The following is a 25,145-nucleotide window of genomic DNA, read 5'->3' as shown; positions in this document are numbered from 1 at the left end:
GGATGAATGCCAGGAACCTCGCGCGAGCCGTCACGCACCTGCCGCCGCGGGAGCTGATCGGCCGCGTGGTGCGCCGCGCGGCGCAGCGCCTCGACACGGCTGCGCTCGGTTTCCCGCTCCTGCCGGGCGACGTCGCCGATTCGGCGGATCCGTCGCTCCCCCGCCGCGGCGCACCGGCGCGACGGACCACGGAGACTGCTCCGCGCGTCGGATGGCTCGTCGTGCCGCCGGGGGCCGGATCGGGCGGACACACGACCCTGTTCCGCATGATGGCGGCCGCCCACACGCGTGGCATGCGCAACACTCTGCTGTTCTACGACCGCTGGGACGGCGACGTCGCGGCTCAGGCCGCGACGGTGCGCCGCGCCTGGCCGTGGCTCACGTGCGACATCGCGCGGGTGGGCGAGGACCTCGGCGACTTCGACGCGATCGTGGCCTCGTCGTGGCAGACGGCGCACGTCGCCGCCCGCCGGCGCGTGCCCGGTCAGGCCGTGCTGTACTTCGCGCAGGACTTCGAACCCTACTTCTCCGCGCGCGGCAGCGAGTACGCGTACGCCGAAGACAGCTACCGGCTGGGGTTGACGATCGTCGCGCTCGGTCGCATGGTGGCCGACACCGTTCGTGCCGAGGTCGGCGTCGACGTGCACGAGGTGCCCTTCGGCTGCGACACCGACACGTACCGGCTGACGGATGGGGCGGTGACTCACCGGCGGGGCGTGCTGTTCTACGCCAAGCCCGGCAACGAACGGCGCGGATACAGGCTGGCCGTCGACGCGCTGAGACGTTTCCACGCCGCGCGTCCCGACGAGCCCATCCACGTGTACGGCGACGCGACCCGGCTCCCGTTCCCGGTCGTGTCCCACGGCAGCCTGACGCCCGAGCGGCTCAACCTGCTGTACAACCAGGTCGTCACGGGCCTCGCGCTGTCGTTCACCAACATCTCCCTCGTCGCCGAAGAGATGCTCGCCGCCGGCGTCGTGCCGGTCGTCAACGACTCACCGCTCGCCCGGGCCGACCTGAGGCACCCGGACGTGCTGTGGGCGCGCCCGACGGCCATCGCGCTGGCCGAGGCGCTGCAGTCGGCAGTCGATCGCGGGGATCGTGACGCGCATGCCCGCGCGGTCGCGGCAGCCGTCACCACGCCCCCGTGGGCGCACACCGGCGCGCTCTTCGCCGACATCCTCACCGCGGAGATCGGCGTCCCGGCGGCGGTGACGGCGTGACGGCAAGGCACGCGGCCACGCAGCGCGCCCGCTACGCCCCGCACACGCTGGCCACGCGGCCGCGTGTCAGCGTCGTCATCCCGTGCTTCCGGTACGAGCGATACGTCGCGGAGGCGGTCGGCAGTGCCCTCGCTCAGGATCATGTGGAGGTCGAGGTCATCGTCGTCGACGACGCCTCGCCGGATCGCAGCGCCGCTGTCGTCCGCGAGATCGCCGCGACCGACGCCCGTGTGCGCCTCATCGAGAACGCCGTCAACCGCGGCGCCGTCGAGACCTTCAACACGGGGCTGGCGGAGGTGACGGGCGCGTACGTCGTGCGCCTCGACGCCGACGACGCGCTGACCCCCGGGTCGCTGGCGCGGGCGGTCGCCCTCGCCGAAGCCCACCCGAGTGTGGGGCTGGTGTACGGGCACCCGCTGCACTTCGACGCGGACCGGTCGAGACCGCCCGCGCGCACCCGACCGACCCGGTGGACGGTCTGGCCCGGTCGCGAATGGCTGCGCGCCCGATGCGCCACCGGACTCAACGTCATCACCTCTCCCGAAGTCGTGATGCGTCGGGAGGTCGTCGACGCGGTCGGCGGACAGCGACCGCTCGCACACACCCACGACATGGAGATGTGGCTGCGGATCGCCGCCGTCTCCGATGTCGGCTACGTCGAAGGTGCCGACCAGGCGTGGCACCGGGAGCACGCCGGCAGTCTGTCGCAGACCGTGGACGCCGACCTCGGTGACATCGTCGATCGATGGGACGCGTTCCGCACCCTGTTCGCCTGGTCGCGCGACGTGCTTCCCGAGACCGACGCACTCGAGCGCGTGGCCGCGCGCGCTTTCGCGGCCGAGGCGATCGACCGCATCGTGCACATGTACGACCGCGGTCGCTTCCAGCCGGAGGTCGCCGAGCGCCTGCGCGCATTCGCCGACAGCGTCTCGGACACGCCCGCGACCACCGCCGCACTCGAGCGGGCGGCAGGACGCGGGCCGCACGCGCGACCCCTGCCGTGGCAGGTCGCCCGCGCGGCGTACCGGCGGGTCGCCAGCGACGTCCGCTATCGGCGGTGGCACCGCTACGGCGTGTTCCACCGCGACGGACAGGTCGGTTAGTCGCCCGACGAGCGCAGGGCCTGGATGCGACGGCGCAGCCACGGTCCCATGACGGCCAGGTACACCACGACGAACAGCGACCCGCCGATCAGCAGCGCCGCCGCGGCATCCGCGATCCACAGCCGGACGACCACCGCGACGGCGGCCGCCGGCACGGCTGCGAGGGTCGGACGCACGAGCGCCCGCAGCAGACTCCGGATGCGCGCGCCCGCCGCGTGCAGCACGACGAGGTACCCGGGGAGGATGACCGCGAGGCCGACGACGAGGTGCGCCCATCCAGCTCCGACGATCCCCCACAGCAGAATGGCGGGGACCATCGCGGCCACGAGCACGGCGAGCGTCGCGAGCTGCACCCACAGCACCGGCCGCGATCGACCCTGCGCGTAGAGATATCCGGCGAAGACGTCGAAGAGCACGCGCAGGCCGCCGTACAGGCCGAGGGCGGCGAGCACCGCCGCCGCGGGGAGCCAGCGCTCGCCGTAGAGCACGTGGATCACGGGCGCGGCCAGCACGGCGAGCGCGACGCCCGCCGGCAGCGCTCCGGCCCAGGCGAACGAAACGACGGTCGGCAGGCCATCGGCTGGACGCTCGAGCCGCGAGAAGTACGGCAGCGCGATGGAGCGCACCATCTGCGACATGGCGCTCATCGGCCAGTTCGAGATGTTGAAGGCGAGCACGTAGAAGCCGAGCGCGGTGGCGCCGGCGACGCGCGCGAGCACGATGTTGTCGACGTTCAGCAGCGCCCACGACAGCAGGTTGGCGGCGGCGATCGGAAGGCCGAAGGCGAGCACGGGGCGCAGGCCTGCCCGGTCGATCCCGTAGCGCGGACGGACGCGCGCCAGCAGGAAGAGCAGCACCGTGGATACGGTCTGCGCGACGACGCGACCCACGGCGAGTCCAAGAACCCCCCAACCCACCGCGACGAGGGCGAGCGTGACGCCCGTGGAAACGACGAAGTCGACGGCACCCATGAGGAACAGCTCGCGCTGCTGGAAACGCCGCTGCAGGAGGCCATACGGCACGACCGTCGCACCCCCCAGGAGCAGGGTCAGCGACAGGATCGCGATGGCCGGCGCGGCGGCGGGACTGCCGAGCGCGGACGCGAGCGGGGCCGCGCCCGCTACCGCGACCAGCGTGAGCACGCCGCCGCTGACGAGTCCGAGAGTCGCGACCGTCGGCGCGATGCGCTCGGGTTCGTCCGACCGGATGATGTCGGCCGACAGACCGAGGTCGGCGACCGTCATGAGGATCGCCTGCACGGTCAGGGCGACCGCGTAGACGCCGAACTGCTCGGGCGTGAGCAGGCGCGCGAGCACGATGCCGACGACGACGCCTCCCAGGCGCAGCACGATCGTATTGATGCCGCTCCAGGCCACACCTCGTGTCGCCTGGGAGGCGAGACGGACGGGCGCGCTCATGCCGCTCTCCCCGTGAGCCGCCTCCACCCGCGTTGGACGCCGGGTGCGGCCAGGGCGAGCCGGTACCGCGCGAAACGGACGAGCGTGCGACCCGCCTCTCGCACGGGTCGTCGCGCATCCCGCGTCAGTTCGGCGGTGTAGAGGTCCTCGAGCACGTGCGCAGCGCGGTCGAGGCCGAACCGGCCGGTGACGAACCCCCGCCCGAACTCCCCCAGCGCGCGGCGCACCGCGGGATCGCGCAAGCCGGCGAGCGCGGTCACGAACCGCTGGCCGGTGTCGCCCGACCCGAAGAACCCCTGCGACAGGAAGACATCGGCGGTATCCGGCCCGAAAGGCAGCCAGAACCCGTCGCGGCCCTGGACGATCAGCGGCTTCGCGTGTGCAAGGCCGCGCAGCGCCGAGCCGCCCATGCCGAACACGACGTCCGCCGCGTCGTACACGTCGCGCGGGTCGGGTACGTCTCCGAGGAGGACGACCTCCAGCGCGACACTCTCGCGTGCGCGACGCGCGGCCGCCCGCACGGCCTCGGCGTCGTCGCCGTCTCCGGCGACGAGCAACGTGGTCGGAGGCAGGTCGGATGCAGCGGCGAGCGCGTCGATCGCCGCCGCCACGCCACGCGCCTTCTCGTGCTCGGCGGAGAGCCGGCCGACCACCGAGACGACGAACGCGTCGGGGCGCACCCCGAGCCGACGCCGGGCGGCCAACGTGTCGCCGGGCGCGTCCGCGTCGACGTCGATGGGCGGCTCGAGCAGATGGACGGCGTCGCGGCGGGCGCGGGCGCGATCCGCCAGCTCGGCGGTCCCAACGATGAGCGGCGCATCCTCGGGCAGGTAGTCGGGCACGTCCATCGAGAGCACCGTGGTGACCGCGCGGTGCGGCCGCACGACGCCCACGATCGCCGCCGACACCGTCGGCCACGACTCGTACGTGTGCACGATGTCGGGCGAGAACCGTGCGATCTCCCGCGCCATCGCCCGCAGCGCCCGCGGACGCGTCGGCCCGGTGCGGGGCGCCTCGCGGTACGCGAGGCCGCGGGCCTCAATGAGCTCCACGAGAGGCCCGGGTGGTGCGTAGACCTCGACGGTGTGACCACGGTCGCGCAGCCGTGCCGCGAGGTCGATCGCATTGATCTGACTCCCGCCGCGCACGAGCTCGTGCGGGCACACGAGCACGCGCAGCGGACGCGCGCTGACGGACGCGGACACGTCAGACCCCGACGGGCTGGCGTACGAGGGCGCGGGCGAGGGACGCGGCCACGCGCTCCTGCTGCTCCTCGCGCAGATGCGGGAACATCGGCAGCGACAGGATGCGGTCGGCCGCGGCCTCGGCGACCGGGAACTGGCCGCGGCGGTAGCCGAGCGACGCGTACGCCTCGCTGAGGTGCACGGGCGTCGGATAGTGGATGCCCGCGCCGATGCCGTCGGCGGTGAGCTCGGCGAGCACGCGATCGCGCTCGTCGACACGCACCACGTACAGGTGCCACACGTCCTCGTTGCCGGGGCGGACGGCGGGCAGGCGCACGCCCTCGATGCGGCCGAGGAGCTCGCCGTAGAACGCCGCGGCCTCCCGGCGCGCGGCGTTCCACGCGTCCAGGCGCCGCAGCTTCGCCCGCAGGACGGTCGCCTGCACGGCGTCCAGCCGCGCGTTGAACCCGACGCGGTGGTGCACGTACTTGACCGCGCTGCCGTGGGCGGCGGTGTCGCGCACGATGCGGGCGAGCTCGTCGTCGTCGGTCATGACGGCGCCGGCGTCGCCGGCCGCGCCGAGGTTCTTCCCCGGATAGAAGCTCGTCGCCGCGATCCGGCCGAGCGCGCCGGCACGACCGGCGGCGGATGCCGCGCCCTGCGACTGCGCCGCGTCCTCGATGATCGGGATGCCGTGGCGCTCGGCGATCGGCCGCAGCGCCTCGACAGGGGCCGTCTGGCCGAACAGGTGCACCGGGACGATCGCGCGGGTGCGCTCGGTCACGCCGGCGGCCACCGCATCCGGGTCGATCAGCAGGTGCTCGTCGTCGACGTCGACGAAGACGGGCACCGCGCCGATGCGCGAGGCCGCCTCGGCGGTCGCGATGAACGTGTTGGCCGGCATGACCACCTCGTCGCCCGGGCCGACGCCCGCGGCGCGGTAGGCGAGCTCGAGCGCGTCAGTGCCGTTGGACACCCCGATGACGTGGCCGACGCCGATGTACCGGGCGTACTCCTCTTCGAAGGCGGACACCTCCGGCCCGCCCATGAAGGCGGCCGCGCGGAACTGATCCCGCCAGCGCGGCAGCACCTCGTCGATGATCTCCGCCTGCTGCGCGGACAGGTCGATGAACGGAACGTTCTCGGTCATAGCGACTCCCCCAGTCGTCGGGCCGGATTCCCGGCCCAGGTCTCCCCCGGCGGGACGTCGCCCAGCACGACGGCCCCCATTCCCACGGTCGCGCCGGCGCCGAGCCGAAGCCCCTGCCGCACCGCCGCGTTCATTCCGATGTACACGGCTTCCCCCACCGAGACACCGCCCGCCAGCGACACCCCGGAGGTGAGCGTGGCGAAGTCCTCGATCACGTCGTCGTGCGTGATCGTGCAGTTCGGCATCACGACGACGTGACGCCCGAGCACCGCGTCCGCGGTGGCGACCACCCCGTCGAGCACGATGCTCCCCGGGCCCACCTCCACGGTGCGGCCGAGACGCGCCGAGCGCGCGACGAACGTCGCGTACCGATCCGCGGTGACGCCGGCGCGACCGAGGCGCTGCGCGACCCGCCGCCGGACGGCGCTCGGGCCGATGCACAGCAGCAGCTGCTCGGTGTGCGAGGCCGCGGACGCGACCGGCCCGAGCACGGGCACGCCGCCCATGCTCTCGTCGCGGAGCTCGACGGCGTCGTCGAGGATGCCGACGATGCCGGTCATCCCCGCCGCGATCACCTCGCGGGCGAGACCGCTCGCGCCCACGAGCAGGACACCGTCCGTCATGCCGCATCCCGTCGCGGATCGCGCAGCACCGCCACGACCCTGTCCTGGTCCGCGGCGGTGAGCGTGTGGAACAGCGGCAGGATGAGCGTGCGGTCGGTGAGTCGCTCGGTGACCGGGAGCGAGCCCGCCGCCGCGAGGTGGCGGTAGGGCGGCTGCCGGTGCGCGGCCATGATGCCGCGGCGCGCCGAGATCCCCGCATCCGCCAGGGCGACAAGCAGCGCCTCACGGTCGAGCGGGTACTCGTCGCCGACCTCGACCCACAGCGACTGGAAGTTCGCGGTGCCGTAGGCGGGGTCGTCGACGAGGCGAAGTCCCCGGATGCCGGCGATCGCGCCGCGGTAACGGGCGGCGTTGACGCGGCGACGACCGACGACCTCGGGGAGCTTCGACAGCTGCACGAGCCCGACAGCGGCTTGCAGATCGGTCATGCGGAAGTTGAAGCCGACCTCGGCGTACTCCTCGGGCGGCGAGACCAGGCTCGCGTGGCGGTCGGCGGCCGAGACGCTCATCGCGTGCTCGCGCAGCATCCGCGCGCGGGCCGCCCACGCGGGGTTGCTCGTGGTGAGCATGCCGCCCTCGCCGGTCGTGAGGATCTTTCGCGGGTGGAAGGACCACGCCGCGAGCTCGGCGCCGGCGCCCACCGGCCGCCCCTTGTACGTCGACCCGGCGCCGCACGCGGCGTCCTCGATGACGACGATGTCGCGCGGATCGCACACCGCGCGCACGGCGTCGAGATCGACCGGGATGCCGCCCTGGTCGACCACGATCACGGCCCGCGTGGCGGGCGTGAGCGCCGCCTCGACCGTCGCCGCGGTGACGTTGCCAGTGGCGGCGTCCACGTCGGCGAAGACCGGTCGCGCGCCCACGTACGTCGGCGCGTTCGTCGTCGCGATGAACGAGAACGACGGCACGACGACGTCGTCGCCCGCGCCGATCCCGGCCACCACGAGCGCGAGGTGCAGCGCCGTGGTGCAGTTCGACACCGCGACCGCTTCCTGCGCCTGCATCGCGCGCGCGAAGGCACGCTCGAACTCGGCGACCTTCGGCCCCTGCGCGACCCAGCCCGACTCGATGACGGCCGTGACGGCGGCCACTTCGTCGGCGCCGAGCCACGGCGTCATGACGTTGATGCGCGACTCCTGAACGAGACTCATGCCGCCACCACCGTCCGGCCGAGCGCGATCTCCTCGCGCAGCGGGCGCCACCAGTCCACGAGCATCCGCAGCCCCTCCTCCAGGCCGATGGATGCCTCGAAGCCGAGGTCGCGGCGCGCGGCCTCGGTGTCGGCGAGCCGGCGCACGACACCGTTCACCGCGCGCTCGGGACCGTGCTCGACGTCGAGGTCGGAGTCCATCGCGCGCAGCAGCGCCTCGGCGAGCCCGAGGAGGCTCGTCTCGGTGCCGCTGGCGATGTTGTAGACGCCCTCGACGACGTCGCTCTCGGCGGCCAGCACGTTCGCGCGGGCGATGTCGGGCACGCACACGAAGTCCATCGTCTGCGTGCCGTCGCCGAAGATGAGCGGCGGGCGGCCGTCGGCGATCCGCTCCATCCAGCGCACGAGCACCTCGGTGTAGAGACCGTGGACGTCCATCCGCGGGCCGTAGACGTTGAAGTAGCGCAGCAGCACGTAGTCCAGGCCCTGCATCGCGCGGAAGCTGCGGATGAGGCCCTCGTTGAACGACTTGGCCGCGCCGTAGAGGGTGTCGTTGTTGTGGTGGTGGTGGCGCTCGGTCGTCGGGAACTCCTCCGCCATGCCGTAGACCGACGCGCTGGAGGCGGCCACGAGCTTGCCCACCCTGTGACGTGCCGCCGACTCGACGACGTTGAAGGTGCCGTCCACCAGCACCTCGAGGGCGAGTCGCGGCTCTTCGGCGCACTGCGTGATGCGGATCGCCGCCTGGTGGAAGACGAGGTCCTTGCCGCGCGTCAGCTCGTCGACGAGAGCCGCGTCGCGGATGTCGCCGTCGACGAGCTCGACGCGGCCGCTCGCGAGCGCGTCGTCGAGGTTCGCGCGCCGGCCGCGCACGAGGTTGTCGAGCACCTGGATACGCCCGGCGCCGGCGGTCACGAGCTGGTCGACGAGCGTCGAGCCGATCGTTCCCGCGCCCCCGGTGACGAAGACATCCGCCCCTGCGATGTTCACCATGTCGAATCTCCCCTGTGATTCGTCCGGCCCCGTGGCCGGTGTCGTTGTGTGGTCTGGTCGGTCACGCCGCGATCGGCGCGGTCATGGACTGCGGTGCGCCGGAGCCCTGCAGGCTCGCGGCGGCGGCTTCGAGGACGGAAAGCACGCGGAGCCCCGCGTCACCGCTCGTGCGCGCCGGGCGCCCGTCGCGGATCGCGGCCGCGAACTCGGCGGCGACCCCTGCGAGGGCCTCGCCCTCGGGCAGTGCCGGCGCCCACGTGTCGCCGAGGCGATACGAGATGTGGGCGGACCGCGCGTCGGTGGTCGTCGCCTTCGAGACCTCGGCGATGTCGACGCCGCGGTCGTAGACGCTCACCCGCTGCTGCGGGTTCAGGTCGTCCCACACGAGCGTCCGCTGCGTGCCGCCGATCACCATCTGCCGGATCTTCGTCGGGCTCAGCCAGTTGACGTGGACGTGGGCCATGGCGCCGCGCGCGAGCGGCATCGCGAGGTAGCCGACGCACGACTTCCCCGTCCGGAGCGGATCGGAGCCGTGCGCGGCGACGCTCTCGACGTCGAGGCCACCGGGCAGGACGAAGTCCATGATCGACAAGTCGTGCGGCGCGAGGTCCCAGAACACGTCCACGTCGGGCTGGATGAGGCCCAGGTTGATGCGCACGCTGTCGACGAACAGGATGTCGCCGAGGAAGCCGTCGGCGATGAGCTCGCGGATCTTCAGCACCGCCGGCGTGTAGCAGTAGGTGTGGTCGGCCATGAGCACGAGTCCGCGCTCCTCGGCGCGCCGCACCATCTCGCTGCCCGCCGCGCGGCTGGACGCGAGGGGCTTCTCGACCATGACGTGCTTGCCGGCGTCGAAGGCGGCGAGCGCGATGCGCTGGTGCGTGCCGGCCGGGGTCGCGATCGCGATCGCGTCGATCAGCGGGTCGGCGAGCACGTCGGCGAGCTGCGTCGTGACGGGCGCCCCGCCGACGGCCTCGGCGACACGGCGCGCGCGCTCGATGTCGAGGTCGCAGATCGCGGCGAGGTTCCACGCATCGCTGGAACGGAAGTTCCTCGCGAGGTTCGGCCCCCAGTAGCCCGCCCCGACGACGGCGATGTTCATTCTGTCTGTCACGGATTCCCCAATCCCCTATGCCCTGACGGGCAGTGCGCGCCCCCAGCGAGCGCTTCCCCAGCTGCCGGTCGCCCGGCGCCGACCGGCTCAGCCGGTCGGTTCGAACAGCACGTCCACCCAGTAGTTGTTCGGCGAGCTCCCGTCCGGGAAGTCGCGCGAGTACGTGTAGGCGCCGCCGTTCGCCGGTATCTGGAACGGCCCGACCGTGGTCGGCTGCGCCAGGGTGTTCAGGTCCACCGCGTACCGGCCCGTCGTGCTGAACAGACCCACCCGGTACTCGACCCCGGTCTCGAGCGTGACCGGAGTGCTCAGCTTCGCGCTCTGCCACCCGTCGGCGGTCTCGGTGTCGAACGACACCTCCGCCAGGCGCGCCCCGTCGCTCGCGCGCCACAGGTATCCGGTGTGGGCGCCCGTGTTCTCCGACCCCTTGTAGAAGCGGATGCCGGTGGCACGGCCGGGCTCGGAGACGCTGAACCGCGTCGCCACCTGCACCTGGTCGGGGTCGGCCCACCACGGATGCTGCGGCGTGGCGTCGCCGAAGATCGTCGCCGCGTCGGCGACCTGCGGCTGCGCGGCGGTCGAGAAGCTCCACGAGGCGGGCGTGACGGTCGCCCCGGGCGCCGCCACCGAAGCGGTGTACGTCGTCGACCAGTCCAGCGGCCGAGCGGGAGTGAACTCGACCGCGCCGGTCGCCACGTCGTAGCGGGAGGTTCCGGCAACGGGCCCGCCCGGACCGGCCACCGCGACGGTCGCCTCGGCGGGCGCGGGCGCGAGCGTCACGGCGACGGTCGTCGTGGGCGCCACGTCCGTCGCACCGGAGGCCGGGGCGATCGCCGACCCGTTGACGGCGACCGGCGCGGGCGCCGCGCTCTGCGTCGGCGCGGGCGTCGGGGCGGCCGACGTCTCGGGGCTCGGGCTCGGTGCGCTCGATGCGCTCGGGCTCGGGCTCGGCGAGGCCGACGCGCTCGGCGAGGGCGACCCGGTCGGACTCGGTGAGGGCGAGGCGGATGGGCTCGGCGCAGCCGCGGTGGCCGTCGGGAACACGATCTCCGCGTCGACGAAGTACGCCGAGGAGTTCCAGGAGGAGGTCGGCATCCCGCCGGCCGCCCCGTACAGGAAGCGGCCGTTTGCGCCGGCGGGCGCCGTGATCGGCCCGGCCGTCTTCGCCGTGGTGAAATACTGCGGCGCGATCGCGTAGCGCCCGTTGGGCGCGAGGTAGGACACGACGTAGGTCTGCCCGGGCGAGACCGTCACGGGTTGCGACAACACGCCCCGCTGCCACCCGGATGCGGTCTCGTTGGGGAAGGTCACGCGGGCGACGCGCGCGCCCGACGCATCCCACAGCGACCCGACATGCGTGCCCGTGTTCGAGGTCGACTTGTAGAAGCGGATCGCCGTCACCTGACCGGCCTTCGCCACGGTGAAGGCGGTGCCCACCTCGACCGCGGCCGTGTCCGTCGCGGCGGGCGTCGCCGGCGTCGTCGTGCCGAAGAGGGTGTAGGTGTCACCCGTGACCACCGGTGGCGCGGTCGTGAAGGTCCACTGGTCGAGCACATTGCCCGCGATCCGCACGGTGGCGGTGTACGTCGTGCCGGCCGTGAGCGCCGCGCTCGGCGTGAAGGTCAGCGTCCGCGACGACGTCGCCCACGCCGACGATCCGGCGATGGCGCCCGCGCTCGTCGCCAACCCGAGCGTCGGCGTCGGCGCATCTCCCGACAACGTGGCGGTGATCGCCGCGCTGGTCGGCACGTTCGAGCCGTCGGGCGTGTGCCCGGTCATCGAGACCGCGCTGCCGTCGGCCGCCGGGCGGAACTCCACATCGACGAAGTAGTTCGTCGAGTTCCACGTGTCGGTCGGCACCGCGCCGCCCGATCCGTACCGGTAACGGCCGTTGTCGGGCGCGACGGTGGTGAGCGGCCCGCTCGAGACCGCTGTCGCGAACGCGCGGCTGGTGTACGTGTAGGCGCCCCGCGGCGACAGGTACGACACCGTGTACGTCTGGCCGGCGGTGAGGGTGACCGGAGTGGACAGCACGGCGCGCTGCCAGCCGGATGCGCTCTCGGACGGGAACGTCACCTGCGCCAGGCGCGTGCCGGTGGCGTCCCACAGCGAGCCCGTGTGCGTGCCGGTGTCGCCTGCCGCCTTGTAGAAGCGGATCGCGGTCACCGTGCCGGCGACCGTCGACCGGAAGGCCATGCCGAGCTCGACCGAGGCCGTCTCCGCCGTCTGCGTGGACGTGGGAGTCGTCGTCCCGAGAAGCGTCACCGGCGGCGTCGACTGGCGGATCTGGAACGTCCACGACACCGTGGCGGCGGTGCCGCCCGCCGTCGCGCGGATCCCCGACAGCGAGACGGCCACCTGGGCGCCCTCGGCGAAGGGCTGGGACGGCGCGAAACGCACCGTCTTGCCGTCGCTCGAGGTCGTCCACGAGCCCGTGACCGGGGCGCCGTCGGCGGTCACCGTTCCGCTGTAGCCGGCCACGACGGCGCGATCGAACGTCGCCGACACCTGCGTGTCCGTCGCCGCCGTCGCACCCGCGTCGGGCGTGCGCGAGACGACGGCCGGCGCCGGCTGCGACTGCTGGAACACGAGGTCCACGCCGTAGTCGGTCGTCGATGACTGGTTCGGGAATGCGTCGGCGTAGGTGTAGACCGACCCGCCGGCCGCGACGCTCAGCGGTCCGCGCTGGTACGGGGCCGAGAAGGCGTTGGCCGTGACCGCGTAGCGGCCGTTGGGCGCGAGGTACGACGCGACGTAGCGCGTGCCTGCGGTGACGGTCACCGGCGTGTCGAGCATCGCCGTCTGCCATCCGGCCGTGCTCTCGTTCTGGAAGGTGACACGCGCCAGACGGTTGCCCGCCGCATCCCACAGCGCGCCGACGTGGGTGCCGGTGTTCGCGGCGCCCTTGTAGAACTTCAGCGCGGTGACGGTGCCGTCGACGGAGGGGGTGAACGCCACGCCGAGCGTCACGAGGTCGGCATCGGCGTCCGATGCGATCGTCGGCGTGCGGCTCTCATTCCACAGGCTGCACGGGCAGTCGCCGGCTGCGCGATCCGCGGCGCGGGTCGTGAAGGTCCACGCGCTGCCGTCGGCGAGCGTGACGCCGCTCGCGTCGGTCGCCGCGGGTGTCACGGTGTACGCCGTGCTGGCCGCGAGCGCGGATGCCGGCGCGAAGCGTGCGGTGCGCGTCGTCGCGTCATACGACAGGGTGCCGGCGACGGCTGTGCCGCCGGGCCCGGTCACGGTGAGCTTGACGCTCGAGGCGACGACATCGCGCAAGAAGGTCGCGGTGATCGCCGCAGCCGGGTCGACGCTCGACACGCCCGCGGCCGGAGTCTGCGCCACGAGCCGCACCGGCGAGGTGTCGGCGCGGCTGAAGACGACGTCGACGTAGTAGTTCGACTCGTTCCACGTCCCGGTCGGGAATGTGCCGGCCGTGCCGAACACCCCCGCCGCCGCGGCGCCCACGGCGGACGACACCGTCAGCGGCGTCGTCTGGCGCGCGGTGTAGGGCCAGTACCGGGCGTCCATGGCGTACCCGCCACGCGGTGCGGTGTAGGAGACGGTGTACGTCTGCCCCGCGATGACGGGTACCGCCGTCGACAGTGTGGCGGTCTGCCACCCGGTGGCCGTCTCCGTGGGGAAGGTCACCTGGGCGAGCCGCCGACCGCTGGAGTCCCACAGCGAGCCCACGTGGGTGCCCGTGTTCGCGGCGCCCTTGTAGAAGCGCACGCCCGTGACGAAGCCGTCGGCATCCGGTGTGAAGCGCAGGCCCAGCTCCGCCGGGTCGGGATCGTTCGCCGAGGCGAGCGTCGGCGTCGCCGTTCCGAAGACCGTGGAGGGGCCGACGACCGACACGGTGCGCGTGACGCCCGCTCGGGAGAAGTTCGCGCTGTCGTCGATGGCGCGCGCGATGATCGCGGTCGACCCGCTCCCCTGCTGCACGTAGCGATAGCTCCAGGACGTGGTGCCGGTGGCGGGATGCCACGTCGTGCCGCCGTCGGTCGACACCTCGACGCCGGCGACGCGACCGCCCACGTCGCTCGCCGTGCCGGTCACCGTCACCGTGGTGCCGTGGGCGATCTGCTGCCCCTGCGTCGGCGAGGAGATCGTGGTGACGGGCGCCGTCGTGTCGGTGCTCTTCGTCGCCCGGACGAGTCCGGACATGAGCGAGCCGGGCTGTGCGCCCATGTCGGCCAGCAGGTTGACCTCGGCCTGCTGCATCCGCACGTCGGCTGCGGGGCCGTCGCCGTCGTGCGTCGCGTCGAGCCCCCACCCCCACTGCACGCTCGCGGCCGAGAACACGAGTGCTCCGCTCGCGGCCCGGTAGAGCGTCACGTGGTGGGTCGTGGTGCCCGAGACGACGGTGTTGCCGTAGTCGGTGAGGTACTGCGGGGTGGGGCCGACGGTCGTCGACAGGCGCACGAGCCCCTGCGGGCGCATGCCGTTGTCGATGTCCTCGTTCGCCTCGTATCCGACGGTCTTCTCCGCGAGCGCGCGCGTCGTGCCGGCCGTGAGGTTCGCGAGCGTGGTGTTGCGCCACAGCCGCGTCTTGCCCTCTTCCGCGCTGACCGTGACCGGGAGCGCGACGTCGTTGACCATGTACATCGTGCCGGTCAGCGCGTTCTCGGGGGACGCCCCGCCCTGCGCGGGGGTCGCGAAGCGAGGGTCGCGCCAGGTGCCGGTCCACTGCGAGGAGGGATCGATCTTGGCGCCCGTGCCGGCGCTGCCGCCCTGCCCCCACGTCTCCTTGTAGGACACGAGCGTGCGCTGGTTTCCCGACGCACCGGTCGTCGAGTCCTCATAGCGCGTGCGCCAGTACCCCTCGTTGCCGGTGAGGAACTGCAGGTTGACGCCCGCGTCGCGCGCGGCCTCGATGCTCTTTCGCTGCGCGCCCGACCAGTACTCGTCGTGTCCTACGGAGAGGAACACCTTGTGCTTCAGCAGCTCCGCGCCGCGGCGATCGGTGTCGAGACCCGCGATGTAGGTCATGTCGTAGCCGTTGCGCTCGAGGAAGCGCACCGTGGCGTACTCCGCGCTGAAGTAGAAGTCGCGCGCCTCGACGCCGCCGCGCGTGGCGAAGGGGCGGTTGTAGCTGATCTTGTACGCGCGGCCGTTCGCGGCGCCCCGGTAGAAGTTCGAGCCGCCGTAGGTGTTGTAGGCGTGCCACGTGGGGTCGGAGGTCTGGAACAGCACGTCGGAGGTGTTGCCGTCCTGGCGGACGATGAAGATGATGTGGCTCGCGCCGCCGGTGTCCTTGCGCGTGAGCTTGGCGATGTACACACCCGAGACGGCGTCTGCGGGCACCGTCCACGACGCCGACACGCCCCACGTGCCGCAGTCGTACAGCTCGGTCGTGACGTCGGTCAGGCACTGGGGCTGCCGCTGCGGCAGCGGCGCCGACGGGGCGACGCTCGTGATCTTGCGGGCGCCGAGGCCCTGGTACCAGCCGGTGCGGTAGATGTCGATCGCGTAGGCAGACGCATCCGTGTCGATCTTGAAGTCGATCCTCTGGCCGGCGTTGACGCTGATGTCGGTCGCGAAGCCCTGGATGCTGGGGTCTCCGGCACCGTCGATGTCCCACACGTCGGGCGACGTGCCCGGCTTCTGGTTCTCGCACACGATCGCGTTGACGGTGGCGCCGCACGGGCTCGAGGAGGTGGATGCGGCGTTCGCGGTGCTCGGCGGAAGCGCGGCGAGGAGCGACACGATCAGCGCGGCGAGGGCGATGACGGCGGCCCAGCGCGCACGCATCGGCCGTCGGACGACGGACGTCGAGTTCCCCATTTTTCCCCAAACCGCCCGTTCGGCCGATGGCCTCCCGGACTTCCCGCCCCCCGGCGGTCCCCAGATCCGCCCGAAGGCGGATAACGATGATCCCCCCGCGTCTCGCGACGCGTCGGAAGATCTCCCCGCGGGCAGTATAGCGTTCTCGCAGGGAACCGCCACCACCGGATTCCCCGACCCTCGCCCGCAGGAGGACCGATGACCACGCCGCCCGATGAGCCGTTCGTCGCCGCGACCGCCGACGTGTCCGACCGCGCGTCGATCGGGGCGCGCACCAAGGTGTGGCACCTCGCCCAGGTGCGGGAGGACGCCGTCCTCGGCGCGGACTGCGTCGTCGGGCGCGGCGCGTACGTCGGGCCGGGGGTGCAGATCGGCGACAGCTCCAAGCTGCAGAACTACGCGCTCGTGTACGAGCCGGCCCGGCTCGGCCGCGGCGTCTTCATCGGCCCGGCCGCCGTGCTCACCAACGACGAGTTCCCACGCGCCGCGAACCCCGACCTCACCGTCAAGACCGCGGACGACTGGCACGCCGTCGGGGTCGAGATCGAGGACGGTGCGGCGATCGGCGCGCGTGCCGTGTGCATCGCGCCGGTGCGGATCGGCGCGTGGGCGCTCGTGGCGGCCGGCGCCGTGGTCGCCAAGGACGTGCCCGCCTATGCGCTCATGGTCGGCGTGCCGGCGCGGCGCATCGGCTGGGTCGGCCGGGCCGGGCGCCCGCTCGAGCGCGACGGCGACGACTGGGTGTGCCCGGCGACCGGCGAGCGCTACCGCGAGACCGACGGCACGCTGCATCCGCTCGCCTGACGGCGCCGCGCAGGCAGCGCGTCAGAGCTTGCGCAGCTGCACGCGCTCGACGGTGTGGTCGGCGCCCTTCTTCAGCACGAGCGACGCGCGGTGACGCGTGGGCAGCACGTTCTCGAGGAGGTTCGGCAGGTTGATGTCGCGCCAGTAGCCGAGCGCGCGCTGCACCGCCTCGTCGTCGCTGATGTCGGCGAAGACGCGGAAGTACGAGTTCGGGTTGCTGAACGCGGCCTGGCGCAGGGCGAGGAACCGGTCGACGTACCACTGCTCGATGTGCGCGGGGTCGGCGTCGACGTAGATCGAGAAATCGAACAGGTCGCTCACGGCGACGTCGTTCGGCGCCGCCGGCGGCTGCAGCACGTTCAGGCCCTCGACGATCACGACGTCGGGTCGGCGCACCGTGACGTGCGCGTCGGGCATGATGTCGTACCGCATGTGCGAATAGAACGGCGCGCGCACCTCGGATGCACCGCTCTTGACCTCGCTCAGGAACTCGACGAGCGCGCGGCGGTCGTACGACTCCGGGAAGCCCTTGCGGTCCATCAGGCCGCGCCGCTCGAGCTCGGCATTGGGGTAGAGGAAGCCGTCGGTCGTGACGAGCTCGACCCGCGGCGTGTCGGCCCAGCGGCTCATGAGCTCGCGCAGGAGCCGCGCGATCGTCGACTTGCCGACCGCGACCGAGCCGGCCACGCCGATGACGAACGGCGTCGTCGTGTCCGGCTCGCCGAGGAACGACGCCGTCTCGGCGCCGAGCTGCTTGGTGGCGTGGGCGTACAGGCTCAGCAGGCGGCTGAGCGGGAGGTAGACCTCGCGCACCTCGGTCACGTCGAGCCGGTCGCCGAGTCCGCGCAGCTGCACGACCTCGGTCTCGGTGAGCGGCTGCGGCATGCCGGCGGCCAGCCGCGCCCACTCCTCGCGTCCGATCTCGCGGTACGGGGTCAGCCGCGGCGCGGATGCGGCGGTGTCGACGTCGGGCACGCCCCCACCCTACTCGCGGCCCTTCCGCAGCTCGCGAGAACGCGCTCCTGCACGGTTTCGGGCCGGAAAAGCGTGCACGCGCGCGTTCTCGCGACCCCACGCCGGCCGGATACGCTTCATCCGTGCGCCTCGGGGTCCTCGACATCGGCTCGAACACCGTCCACCTCCTCGTCGCCGACGCGCGTGCGGGCGGGCGCCCCACCGCCACGACGAGCCGCCGCACCGTGCTGCGGCTGATGCGCCACCTCACGCCCGACGGCGCGATCGACGACGCCGGCGTCGCGGCCCTCGTGGCGGCGGTGACGGATGCCCGCGCCACGGCCGAGTCCGAGGGGGTCGACGCGCTGCTGGCCACGGCGACCTCGGCGGTGCGCGAGGCGACGAACGGCGCGGCCGTGATCGCACGCATCGAGGAGGCGCTCGGGCAGCCGCTCCAGGTGCTCGGCGGCGACGCCGAGGCCCGGTACACGTTCCTCGCGGTGCGGCGGTGGTTCGGCTGGTCGGCCGGGCACATCCTGCTGTTCGACATCGGCGGCGGGTCGCTCGAGATCGCCGGCGGGGCGGACGAGCTGCCCGACCTGGCCGAATCCGTGCCGCTGGGCGCCGGCCGCATGACGGTGCGCTTCCTCCCCGACGATCCGCCGACCGACGCCGAGATCGACGCGCTGCGCGCGCACGCCGCATCCGTGCTCGCCCCCGTCGCCGAGCGGTTCGCGACCCTCCCGCGTCCCGACCACGTCGTGGGGTCGTCGAAGGCGATCCGCTCGCTCGCGAAGCTCGCGGGCTACCCGGTGCCGGGCTGGTCCGGCATCGAGCGGATGGTGCTGCCGCGCCGCGAGCTGAAGGCGTGGATCCCGCGCCTCGCGCGCATCCCGGCCGAGGCGCGGCAGGAGCTGCCGGGCATCACCCCCGACCGCACCTTCCAGATCGTGGCCGGCGCGGTGGTGCTGCATCAGGCCATGAAGGCGATGGACGTCGAGGAGCTCGAGGTGTCGCCGTGGGCGCTGCGCGAGGGCGCTCTGCTGCGCTACATCGAGTCGCTCGCATATTGACGACACGACGGAGGGTCCGGACGGCCTACTATGGGCCGAACGCATCGCGGCCTGACCCGGGGCCCGCGTCGCCCGAAGGAACAATCATGCCCGTCCTCGCCCTCGACCCTCGCCCGACCCGTGACTGACGCCGCGCCGGCGCGGCGCCGCGCGCGCGCCCCCCGCATCAAGCAGGAGGAGCTGCGCGAGCGGATGCTGCTGGCCGCCGAAGAGCTGCTCGGCGGCCGCGGCCTCGGTGTGAACGCCTACCCCTTGAACATGGAGGACCTGATCCGTCAGGTCGGCGTGCCCCGCAGCTCGGCGTTCCACGCGTTCGGCAGCAAGGAGAACCTCGTCTTCCAGCTCGCCATGCGCCTGCTGCCACCGGAGAGCCCGCTGGCGGCGTTCTTCGCGAAGACGCTCGACGACGCCGCCGACGCGGTGGGCGCCGAGAACCCCGGATGCCTCGACACCGCCGAGGGCCGCCGCGCCGCGCTGCTCGAAACGGTGCGCCGCGCCTTGACGACGATGCACGCGACGCTCGCCGGCTCGGCGCGGTGGCGCACGTTCCGCGCGCTGTCGATGTCGCTGGACAGCTTCCCCGACGACGAGCGCGCCGTGCTGCTGGACCGGCTGGAGACGATCCAGAACCAGTACCTCGAGATCATGTCCGCCGCGTACGAGCGCCTGTTCGCGCGCTTCGGCCGGCGCATCGTCTCGGGCCTCGGCATGGGGCACTTCGTGCGTACGGCGTCGTCCGTCCTCGAGGGCGTGGCGACGAGCTCGGCGTTCGGGCAGTCGTTCGCCGACGAGACCGCGGAGCTCCCCGGCATCGACGGCGAGCCCGTCGAGTGGCACCTGTCGGCGATCGCCTTCCTGGGCCTCGTCGACGGCATGACCGAGCCCGCCTGACGCCGGCACGGCCCGCACGGCGCCAGCACAGCCCGCCCGGCGCGGGACCAGCCACCCGGCGTCAGCTGGCGATGTCGCGCAGGTGCCGGTAGGCGCCTTTGAAGTACAGCAGCGGTTCGTGCCGGTGCCATTCGGCGGGGCTCATCTCCACGACGCGCCCGATGACGATGAGGTGGTCGCCGGCCTCGTGCTCGGCCCAGATCTCGCAGTCCAGCCACATCAGCGTGTCGTGGAGGACGGGCGTGCCCGCCGCGGTCGGCGTCCACGAGATGCCCGCCCACTTGTCGGTGCCCTTGCGCGCGAACTGCGAGGCCACCGCATCCTGGTGGTGCGAGAGCACGTTGACCGCGAAGCGGCCGGTCTCGCGGATGCGCGGGTAGGTGGTCGAGTTCGTCATGACGCTGAAGGAGATGAGCGGCGGGTCGACCGACACGGAGTAGAACGACTGGCATGTGAACCCGATCGGGCCGTCGGCGTCGATGCCGCTGACGATCGTGATGCCGGAGGCGAAGTGGCCGAGCGCGTCGCGGAAGGCGCGGGCGTCGATCGGGGCGGTCACGACGCCACCGCCGCGGTGGCCGGGGCGAGCGCCGCGACGCGCGCGATGTTCGCGCGGTACTCGGATGCGGCGGCCTCGACGATCTCGTCGAGACGGTCCATGTGCGCCGAGACGAACGCGAAGCCGCGGCCGGGGACGATGGCGCCGAGCTCGGCGAGCAGCGGTGCGACGTTGTGCGTCGGCGCCATGCTGTGGGTGCCGTCGGCGATCGTGAGCACTGGGATCGCGACGACGCCGGCGAGCCCGTTGGCGGGGTACCGGTCGAGGAAGGCCTTCAGCAGCCCGGTGTAGGTCGCCTTGTACGTAGGCGACGCGAACACGACGAGGTCGCTGTCGGCGACGAGGGCGTTGAGCTCGCCGAGCGTCTCGGAGGGCCACGTGAAGATCTCGTCGATGTGATCGGCGAGGTCGATCACGGTGAGGTCGTACGTGCCCGGGTCCAGGACGTGCTCGACGAGCGTCGTCGCGACGGTCAGGGTGCGCGATCGCGGCTTGGGATTGCCGACGACGACGCAGGCTTTCGTGGTCATGGAGGTTCTCACACTTCACCGGTTGTCAGGAGGTGAGACGGCGCGGGACCCGGCCCGGGGCGCCACGGGCAGGATCGACGACGACGTCTCTCTTTTCCACCCAGGTTTTTTGTCTCGGCGGCCCACAACGGCTTACGTTGCCCCTCCAGCATACGAGGGTCGTGTTTCGGCGAGGTCACGCGCGTCACGTGGCGAAACGCGAGCCGCGCGACGGCGAAGCCGTGCGTCCGGCCCACCGGCCGAGCCCCCCACGGCGGGGCCGGACGCACGGGGGTGTCGGAGCCCGAAGCACCCGCCGCGCAGTGCGCGGCGCGGTCCGACTGCTCCGACACTACGGAAAGCGCGCGCGCGTTTCAAGACTGTGCACTTCACGTCCAAAGAGGCGCCGGGGCACGGCCGTTCAGATCGCCAGGCGCTCCCGCACGACCGCCGCGATGCGCTCCGCGTAGCCCTCGGCCGACGCGGCGTCCGCCGCCTCGACCATGACGCGAACGAGCGGCTCGGTTCCGGATGCGCGCAGCAGCACACGGCCGGTGTCCCCCAGCTTCGCGCGCACCGCCTCTACCTCCGCCTGCAGCGCCTCGTCGGTCTCGACGCGGGCACGGTCGACGTCGCGCACGTTCACGAGCACCTGCGGATAGACGGTCATCACCGATGCGAGCTCGGCCAGCGTGGCCTTGCGCCGCGCCATCTCGGCGACGAGGTGGAGCCCCGTGAGCAGGCCGTCGCCGGTCGTGGCGAACTCGCTCATGATGACGTGCCCCGACTGCTCGCCGCCGAGGGAGTAGCCGTGCTCGTTCATGGCTTCGAGCACGTACCGGTCGCCGACCGCGGTCTGCACGACGCGGATGCCGTGGTCGGCCATGGCGCGATGAAGACCGAGGTTGCTCATGACGGTGGCGACGAGCGTGTCGTCGGCGAGGTGGCCGCGCTCCTTCATCGACACGGCGAGGATCGCCATGATCTGGTCGCCGTCCACGACGTTGCCGCGCGCATCGACGGCGAGGCAGCGGTCGGCGTCGCCGTCGTGGGCGATCCCGACGTCGGCGCCCAGGCGCACGACCGCCTCGGCGAGGTTGTCGAGGTGCGTCGAGCCGACGCCGTCGTTGATGTTGAGCCCGTCGGGGTCGGCGCCGATGACGGTGACCTGGGCGCCGGCGTCCTTGAACGTCTCGGGCGAGACGCCCGACGCGGCGCCGTGCGCGCAGTCGAGCACGACGTGGATGCCGTCGAGCCGGTGCGGGAGCGACCCGAGGAGGTGCACGACGTAGCGGTCCTCGGCGTCGGCGAAGCGGCGGATGCGGCCGACGCCCGCGCCCGTCGGCTGAAGCATCTGCCCGTCCAGGGCCGCCTCGATGCGCTGCTCGACGATGTCGGGCAGCTTCACCCCGCCGCGGGCGAAGATCTTGATTCCGTTGTCGGGCGCGGGGTTGTGGGAGGCCGACACCATGACGCCGAAGTCGGCGTCGATGTCGCCGATGAGGAACGCCGCGGCGGGCGTCGGGATGACGCCGGCGTCGAGCACGTCGACGCCCGAGGAGGCCAGGCCCGCGGCGACGGCCGCCGTGAGGAACTCCCCCGACACGCGCGGGTCGCGCGCGACGACGGCGGTGGGCCGTCGGCCGGCGGCGCGTCGCGCCTCCGCCGAACGGCCCTGGCCCAGAACGACGGCGGTCGCCTGGGCCAGGTGCAGCGCGAGGTCGGCGGTGAGGGGGCCGTTGGCCAGCCCCCGCACCCCGTCCGTGCCGAAAAGCGGCATCGGATCCGAACTCAGCGCTTCGAGTACTGCGGCGCCTTGCGCGCCTTCTTGAGACCGGCCTTCTTGCGCTCCTTCACGCGCGCGTCGCGCGAGAGGAAGCCGGCCTTCTTCAGGGTCGGGCGGTTGTTCTCGACGTCGATCTCGTTGAGCGCACGCGCGATGCCCAGGCGCAGCGCACCGGCCTGGCCCGAGGGACCGCCGCCGGAGATGCGGGCGATCACGTCGTAGGCGCCGGCGAGGTTCAGCACCGTGAACGGGTCGTTGATGAGCTGCTGGTGCAGCTTGTTGGGGAAGTAGTCCTCGATCGCGCGGCCGTTGACCGTGATCGTGCCCGAGCCCGGGACGAGACGGACGCGCGCGATGGCCTGCTTGCGACGGCCGACAGCGGCGCCGGGGACGCTCAGGACGGGACGCTCGGCGGCGACGGCGGTCTGGTCGACCGGCGTCTCGGTGGAGTAGTTCTCGATGTTCGACATGTCTGTGTCCTAAACGGCGCTTACTGGGCGACCTGGTCGAAGGTGTACGGCGTGGGCTGCTGCGCGGCGTGGGGGTGCTCGGCACCCGCGTACACCTTCAGCTTCGACAGCTGCTGACGGCCGAGGCTGTTCTTGGGCAGCATGCCGCGGATGGCCTTCTCGACCGCGCGGACGGGGTTCTTCTCGAGGAGCTCGGAGTACGAGACAGCCTTCAGGCCGCCCGGGTAACCGGAGTGGCGGTAGGCCATCTTCTTCTGGAGCTTCTGGCCGGTGAGGGCGACCTTGTCGGCGTTCACGACGATGACGAAGTCGCCGGTGTCGATGTGGTTCGCGAAGGTCGGCTTGTGCTTGCCGCGGAGGAGGGCGGCGGCGTGCGAGGCGAGGCGGCCGAGGACGACGTCGGTCGCGTCGATCACGAGCCACTCGCGCTGGACTTCGCCAGCCTTGGGGGTGTAAGTGCGCGTCACAGGAGTGCTGCTTTCTGATTCGAACGGAGGTGTTCGTGAATCCCGCTCCGGGGTGCTTCTCGGGCGGATGCCGGTCGAAGACGCCAGTGGAGGGCTCACGTTCGCGGTGGCGCGCCAGCAGGCGGCGCGCACCAAAGAGACAGTCTACGCCATCCGGATGCGACGGCCAAAACACGCAGGTGCCGGCGCCGAGCGAGCGGCGCCGAAGCATGGTAGGGGACGCGCGCCGTCGGTGGCAAGATGTCCCCCAAAGGGTGGACATGAGCGTATTCTCATGAATGCGATGACGCGGGTCCGCGCTCCGCGGGCGAGCTGGCGGTCGCCACGGGCCTCCGCCCCGCCGCCACGACCGCGATGATCGACCGGCTCTCCGCGCGCGGGCTGGTGCGGCGCGTCGCATCCGACACCGACCGCCGGAAGGTGCTCGTGGAGATGACCGACGCGGGCCACGAGCTCACGTGGCGCGCGTACGGACCCCTCGTCGAGGAGGGTCAGCACCTCTTCCGCGATCTCACGGTCGCTCAGCTCGACGCGATGCGCGACCTCCTCCGCGACATGCGCGACCTCACCGACCGGCACCGGGCGCGCGTGCAGTCGGGCGGCTGAGCGCGCATCATACGCGCAGCCTCCCGCCGCGCTCCCCCGGTGGCCGCCGTCGTCGCCGCGCGCCTACCGTGGCCGCACCCCTGGAGGTCGGAGGGGTGGCAGATCGGTGCGGTGATGGACACGTACGACTATGTGATCGTCGGCGGCGGCATGGGCGCGGATGCGGCGGCCCGCGGCATCCGGGAGCGCGACGAGAACGGCACGATCGTCGTGCTCAGCGCCGACGTCGACGAGCCGTACACGCGGCCGGCACTGTCGAAGAAGCTGTGGACCGACCCAGACTTCACCGACGACCAGGTGCCGCTGGGCACCGCCGACGACACCGGCGCCGAGATCCGTCTGCGCACGCTCGTGACGGAGATCGACCGCGCGCGCCGCACCGTGTCGACCGACGACGGCGGCGAGGTGGGCTACCGCCGCCTGATCCTCGTCACCGGATCGCGGCCGCACGAGGTCGACGCGCCCGACGACGAGCGCGTGCTGTACTTCCGCTCGGCCGCCGACTACCGCCGGCTGCGGCAGCTCGCCCGCGCCGGCGCGCGCATCGCCGTGGTCGGCGGCGGCTACATCGGCACCGAGATCGCGGCCGCGCTCGTGCAGAACGACGTCGAGACCGACCTCGTCTTCCGCGGCGCGGTGCTCGGCGCCGACACCTTCCCGCCCGACCTCGCCGCCCGGTACGAGCAGCTGTTCGCCGACGCCGGCGTGCATCTGATCGCGAATCGGCGGGCCGACACCGTGCGCGCGGGCGACGCGGCGGTCGTGCTGGTGCTCGACGACGGCACGGAGCTCGAGCGCGACGCGGTCGTGCTCGGCCTCGGCGTCTCCCCCGTCGCCGACCTCGCCGTGGCGGCCGGGCTCGAGGTCGACGACGACGGCGGCGGCGTCGTGGACGAACGCCTGCGCACGTCGGATGCGGCGATCTGAGCCGCGGGCGACATCGCCGCGTACCCCGACGCGATCCTCGGCCGCTCGCGCGTGGAGCACGTGGATCACGCGACGGTCTCGGGCACCGCCGCGGGCCGTGCCGCCGCGGGCGCCGACGAGCCGTACGCGCACACGCCGTACTTCTACTCCGCCGTGTTCGGCGTGCGGTGGGAGGCCGTCGGCACGCTCGACCCGCAGCTCGAGACGGTCGACGTCGACCTCGCCGCGGAGGGCGCCGACGACGCGCGCGGTGGTGTACCTCGACGACGGCCGCCCTGTCGGCGTGCTGCTGTGGAACGTGCCCGAAGATGACGAGGACGGGCGCGACGCCGCGCGCGGCGTGCTGCGCGA

General features: G+C 72.5%; 21 protein-coding genes and 1 pseudogene. 8 read left to right on the top strand and 14 right to left on the bottom strand.

Going from position 1 to position 25,145, the window contains the following annotated elements:
* The first annotated feature begins 2 nt into the window (after nucleotides 1-2).
* Nucleotides 3-1,223: a glycosyltransferase family 1 protein gene (locus tag EI169_RS04080; protein ID WP_125131196.1), complete on the top strand. Its 1,221-nt coding sequence runs from the start codon at nucleotides 3-5 to the stop codon at nucleotides 1,221-1,223.
* Entirely contained in the window at nucleotides 1,220-2,326 is a 1,107-nt protein-coding gene (locus EI169_RS04075; RefSeq protein WP_125131195.1) for a glycosyltransferase family 2 protein, read from the top strand. Before EI169_RS04080 ends, EI169_RS04075 begins: the two co-directional genes overlap by 4 nt.
* Here EI169_RS04075 and EI169_RS04070 read toward each other — a convergent pair.
* The 8 genes from EI169_RS04070 to EI169_RS04030 form a co-directional block, all read right to left on the bottom strand.
* Nucleotides 2,323-3,744, bottom strand: coding sequence for an oligosaccharide flippase family protein (locus EI169_RS04070; RefSeq protein ID WP_125131194.1), 1,422 nt, complete (start codon nucleotides 3,742-3,744; stop codon nucleotides 2,323-2,325). The two genes, EI169_RS04075 and EI169_RS04070, sit on opposite strands and share 4 nt — an antisense overlap.
* The gene (locus tag EI169_RS04065; protein WP_164515430.1) at nucleotides 3,741-4,949 is read right to left on the bottom strand and encodes a glycosyltransferase; all 1,209 of its coding nucleotides are present in this window, start codon (nucleotides 4,947-4,949) and stop codon (nucleotides 3,741-3,743) included. The genes EI169_RS04070 and EI169_RS04065 overlap by 4 nt, the downstream gene beginning before the upstream one ends.
* A 1-nt stretch (nucleotide 4,950) precedes the next feature.
* Nucleotides 4,951-6,078 (bottom strand): DegT/DnrJ/EryC1/StrS family aminotransferase, encoded by a 1,128-nt coding sequence (locus EI169_RS04060; protein WP_125131192.1) that lies wholly within the window; start codon nucleotides 6,076-6,078, stop codon nucleotides 4,951-4,953.
* Nucleotides 6,075-6,701, bottom strand: a complete 627-nt coding sequence (locus EI169_RS04055; protein ID WP_125131191.1) for a NeuD/PglB/VioB family sugar acetyltransferase — start codon at nucleotides 6,699-6,701, stop codon at nucleotides 6,075-6,077. Before EI169_RS04055 ends, EI169_RS04060 begins: the two co-directional genes overlap by 4 nt.
* A complete protein-coding gene (locus tag EI169_RS04050) occupies nucleotides 6,698-7,855 on the bottom strand; it encodes a DegT/DnrJ/EryC1/StrS family aminotransferase (RefSeq protein WP_125131190.1) in 1,158 nt (385 codons plus the stop codon). The genes EI169_RS04055 and EI169_RS04050 overlap by 4 nt, the downstream gene beginning before the upstream one ends.
* A complete protein-coding gene (locus EI169_RS04045; RefSeq protein ID WP_125131189.1) occupies nucleotides 7,852-8,847 on the bottom strand; it encodes an NAD-dependent epimerase/dehydratase family protein in 996 nt (331 codons plus the stop codon). Before EI169_RS04045 ends, EI169_RS04050 begins: the two co-directional genes overlap by 4 nt.
* Before the next feature lie 61 nt (nucleotides 8,848-8,908).
* Nucleotides 8,909-9,949 (bottom strand): Gfo/Idh/MocA family oxidoreductase, encoded by a 1,041-nt coding sequence (locus tag EI169_RS04040; RefSeq protein ID WP_125133303.1) that lies wholly within the window; start codon nucleotides 9,947-9,949, stop codon nucleotides 8,909-8,911.
* 99 nt (nucleotides 9,950-10,048) lie between these two features.
* Entirely contained in the window at nucleotides 10,049-15,715 is a 5,667-nt protein-coding gene (locus EI169_RS04030; RefSeq protein WP_164515429.1) for a DUF4082 domain-containing protein, read from the bottom strand.
* A gap of 231 nt (nucleotides 15,716-15,946) precedes the next feature.
* Between EI169_RS04030 and EI169_RS04025 the strand changes: the two genes are divergently transcribed.
* On the top strand, nucleotides 15,947-16,552 hold the full coding sequence (locus tag EI169_RS04025; protein WP_125131188.1) for an acyltransferase: 606 nt from the start codon (nucleotides 15,947-15,949) through the stop codon (nucleotides 16,550-16,552).
* 21 nt (nucleotides 16,553-16,573) lie between these two features.
* Here EI169_RS04025 and coaA read toward each other — a convergent pair whose 3' ends face one another.
* Complete coding sequence (gene coaA, locus EI169_RS04020) at nucleotides 16,574-17,527, bottom strand: type I pantothenate kinase (RefSeq protein ID WP_125131187.1); 954 nt, start codon at nucleotides 17,525-17,527, stop codon at nucleotides 16,574-16,576.
* A 122-nt stretch (nucleotides 17,528-17,649) separates the two neighbouring features.
* Between coaA and EI169_RS04015 the strand changes: the two genes are divergently transcribed.
* Complete coding sequence (locus EI169_RS04015; RefSeq protein ID WP_125131186.1) at nucleotides 17,650-18,579, top strand: Ppx/GppA phosphatase family protein; 930 nt, start codon at nucleotides 17,650-17,652, stop codon at nucleotides 18,577-18,579.
* A gap of 120 nt (nucleotides 18,580-18,699) precedes the next feature.
* On the top strand, nucleotides 18,700-19,470 hold the full coding sequence (locus tag EI169_RS04010; protein WP_164515428.1) for a TetR family transcriptional regulator: 771 nt from the start codon (nucleotides 18,700-18,702) through the stop codon (nucleotides 19,468-19,470).
* Between the two features lie 61 nt (nucleotides 19,471-19,531).
* Here the strand turns inward: EI169_RS04010 and EI169_RS04005 are convergent, their stop codons facing one another.
* From EI169_RS04005 to rplM, 5 genes are all read right to left on the bottom strand, one after another.
* Nucleotides 19,532-20,029, bottom strand: a complete 498-nt coding sequence (locus EI169_RS04005) for a flavin reductase family protein (protein WP_125131184.1) — start codon at nucleotides 20,027-20,029, stop codon at nucleotides 19,532-19,534.
* Nucleotides 20,026-20,559 carry an NAD(P)H-dependent oxidoreductase gene (locus EI169_RS04000; RefSeq protein ID WP_125131183.1) on the bottom strand — a complete coding sequence of 178 codons (534 nt, stop codon included), beginning with the start codon at nucleotides 20,557-20,559 and terminating at the stop codon, nucleotides 20,026-20,028. Before EI169_RS04000 ends, EI169_RS04005 begins: the two co-directional genes overlap by 4 nt.
* A gap of 400 nt (nucleotides 20,560-20,959) precedes the next feature.
* Complete coding sequence (gene glmM / locus EI169_RS03995) at nucleotides 20,960-22,318, bottom strand: phosphoglucosamine mutase (protein ID WP_125131182.1); 1,359 nt, start codon at nucleotides 22,316-22,318, stop codon at nucleotides 20,960-20,962.
* Between the two features lie 11 nt (nucleotides 22,319-22,329).
* The gene (rpsI, locus tag EI169_RS03990; protein WP_125131181.1) at nucleotides 22,330-22,794 is read right to left on the bottom strand and encodes a 30S ribosomal protein S9; all 465 of its coding nucleotides are present in this window, start codon (nucleotides 22,792-22,794) and stop codon (nucleotides 22,330-22,332) included.
* 20 nt (nucleotides 22,795-22,814) lie between these two features.
* Nucleotides 22,815-23,261 carry a 50S ribosomal protein L13 gene (gene rplM / locus EI169_RS03985; protein ID WP_125131180.1) on the bottom strand — a complete coding sequence of 149 codons (447 nt, stop codon included), beginning with the start codon at nucleotides 23,259-23,261 and terminating at the stop codon, nucleotides 22,815-22,817.
* Between the two features lie 291 nt (nucleotides 23,262-23,552).
* Between rplM and EI169_RS03980 the strand changes: the two are divergent.
* The 3 genes and pseudogenes from EI169_RS03980 to EI169_RS16760 form a co-directional block, all read left to right on the top strand.
* Nucleotides 23,553-23,867, top strand: a pseudogene (locus EI169_RS03980) (MarR family transcriptional regulator); the annotation flags it as partial.
* Between the two features lie 114 nt (nucleotides 23,868-23,981).
* A complete protein-coding gene (locus EI169_RS03975) occupies nucleotides 23,982-24,794 on the top strand; it encodes an NAD(P)/FAD-dependent oxidoreductase (protein ID WP_240640601.1) in 813 nt (270 codons plus the stop codon).
* A gap of 60 nt (nucleotides 24,795-24,854) precedes the next feature.
* The gene (locus EI169_RS16760) at nucleotides 24,855-25,106 is read left to right on the top strand and encodes a hypothetical protein (RefSeq protein WP_240640600.1); all 252 of its coding nucleotides are present in this window, start codon (nucleotides 24,855-24,857) and stop codon (nucleotides 25,104-25,106) included.
* Nucleotides 25,107-25,145 lie beyond the last annotated feature (39 nt).

It is taken from the genome of Microbacterium sp. 10M-3C3 (genome assembly GCF_003931875.1).
Lineage (GTDB): Bacteria > Actinomycetota > Actinomycetes > Actinomycetales > Microbacteriaceae > Microbacterium.
Note: the sequence above shows the minus strand (reverse complement) of the source record. Positions and strands in the feature narration are given on the sequence as shown.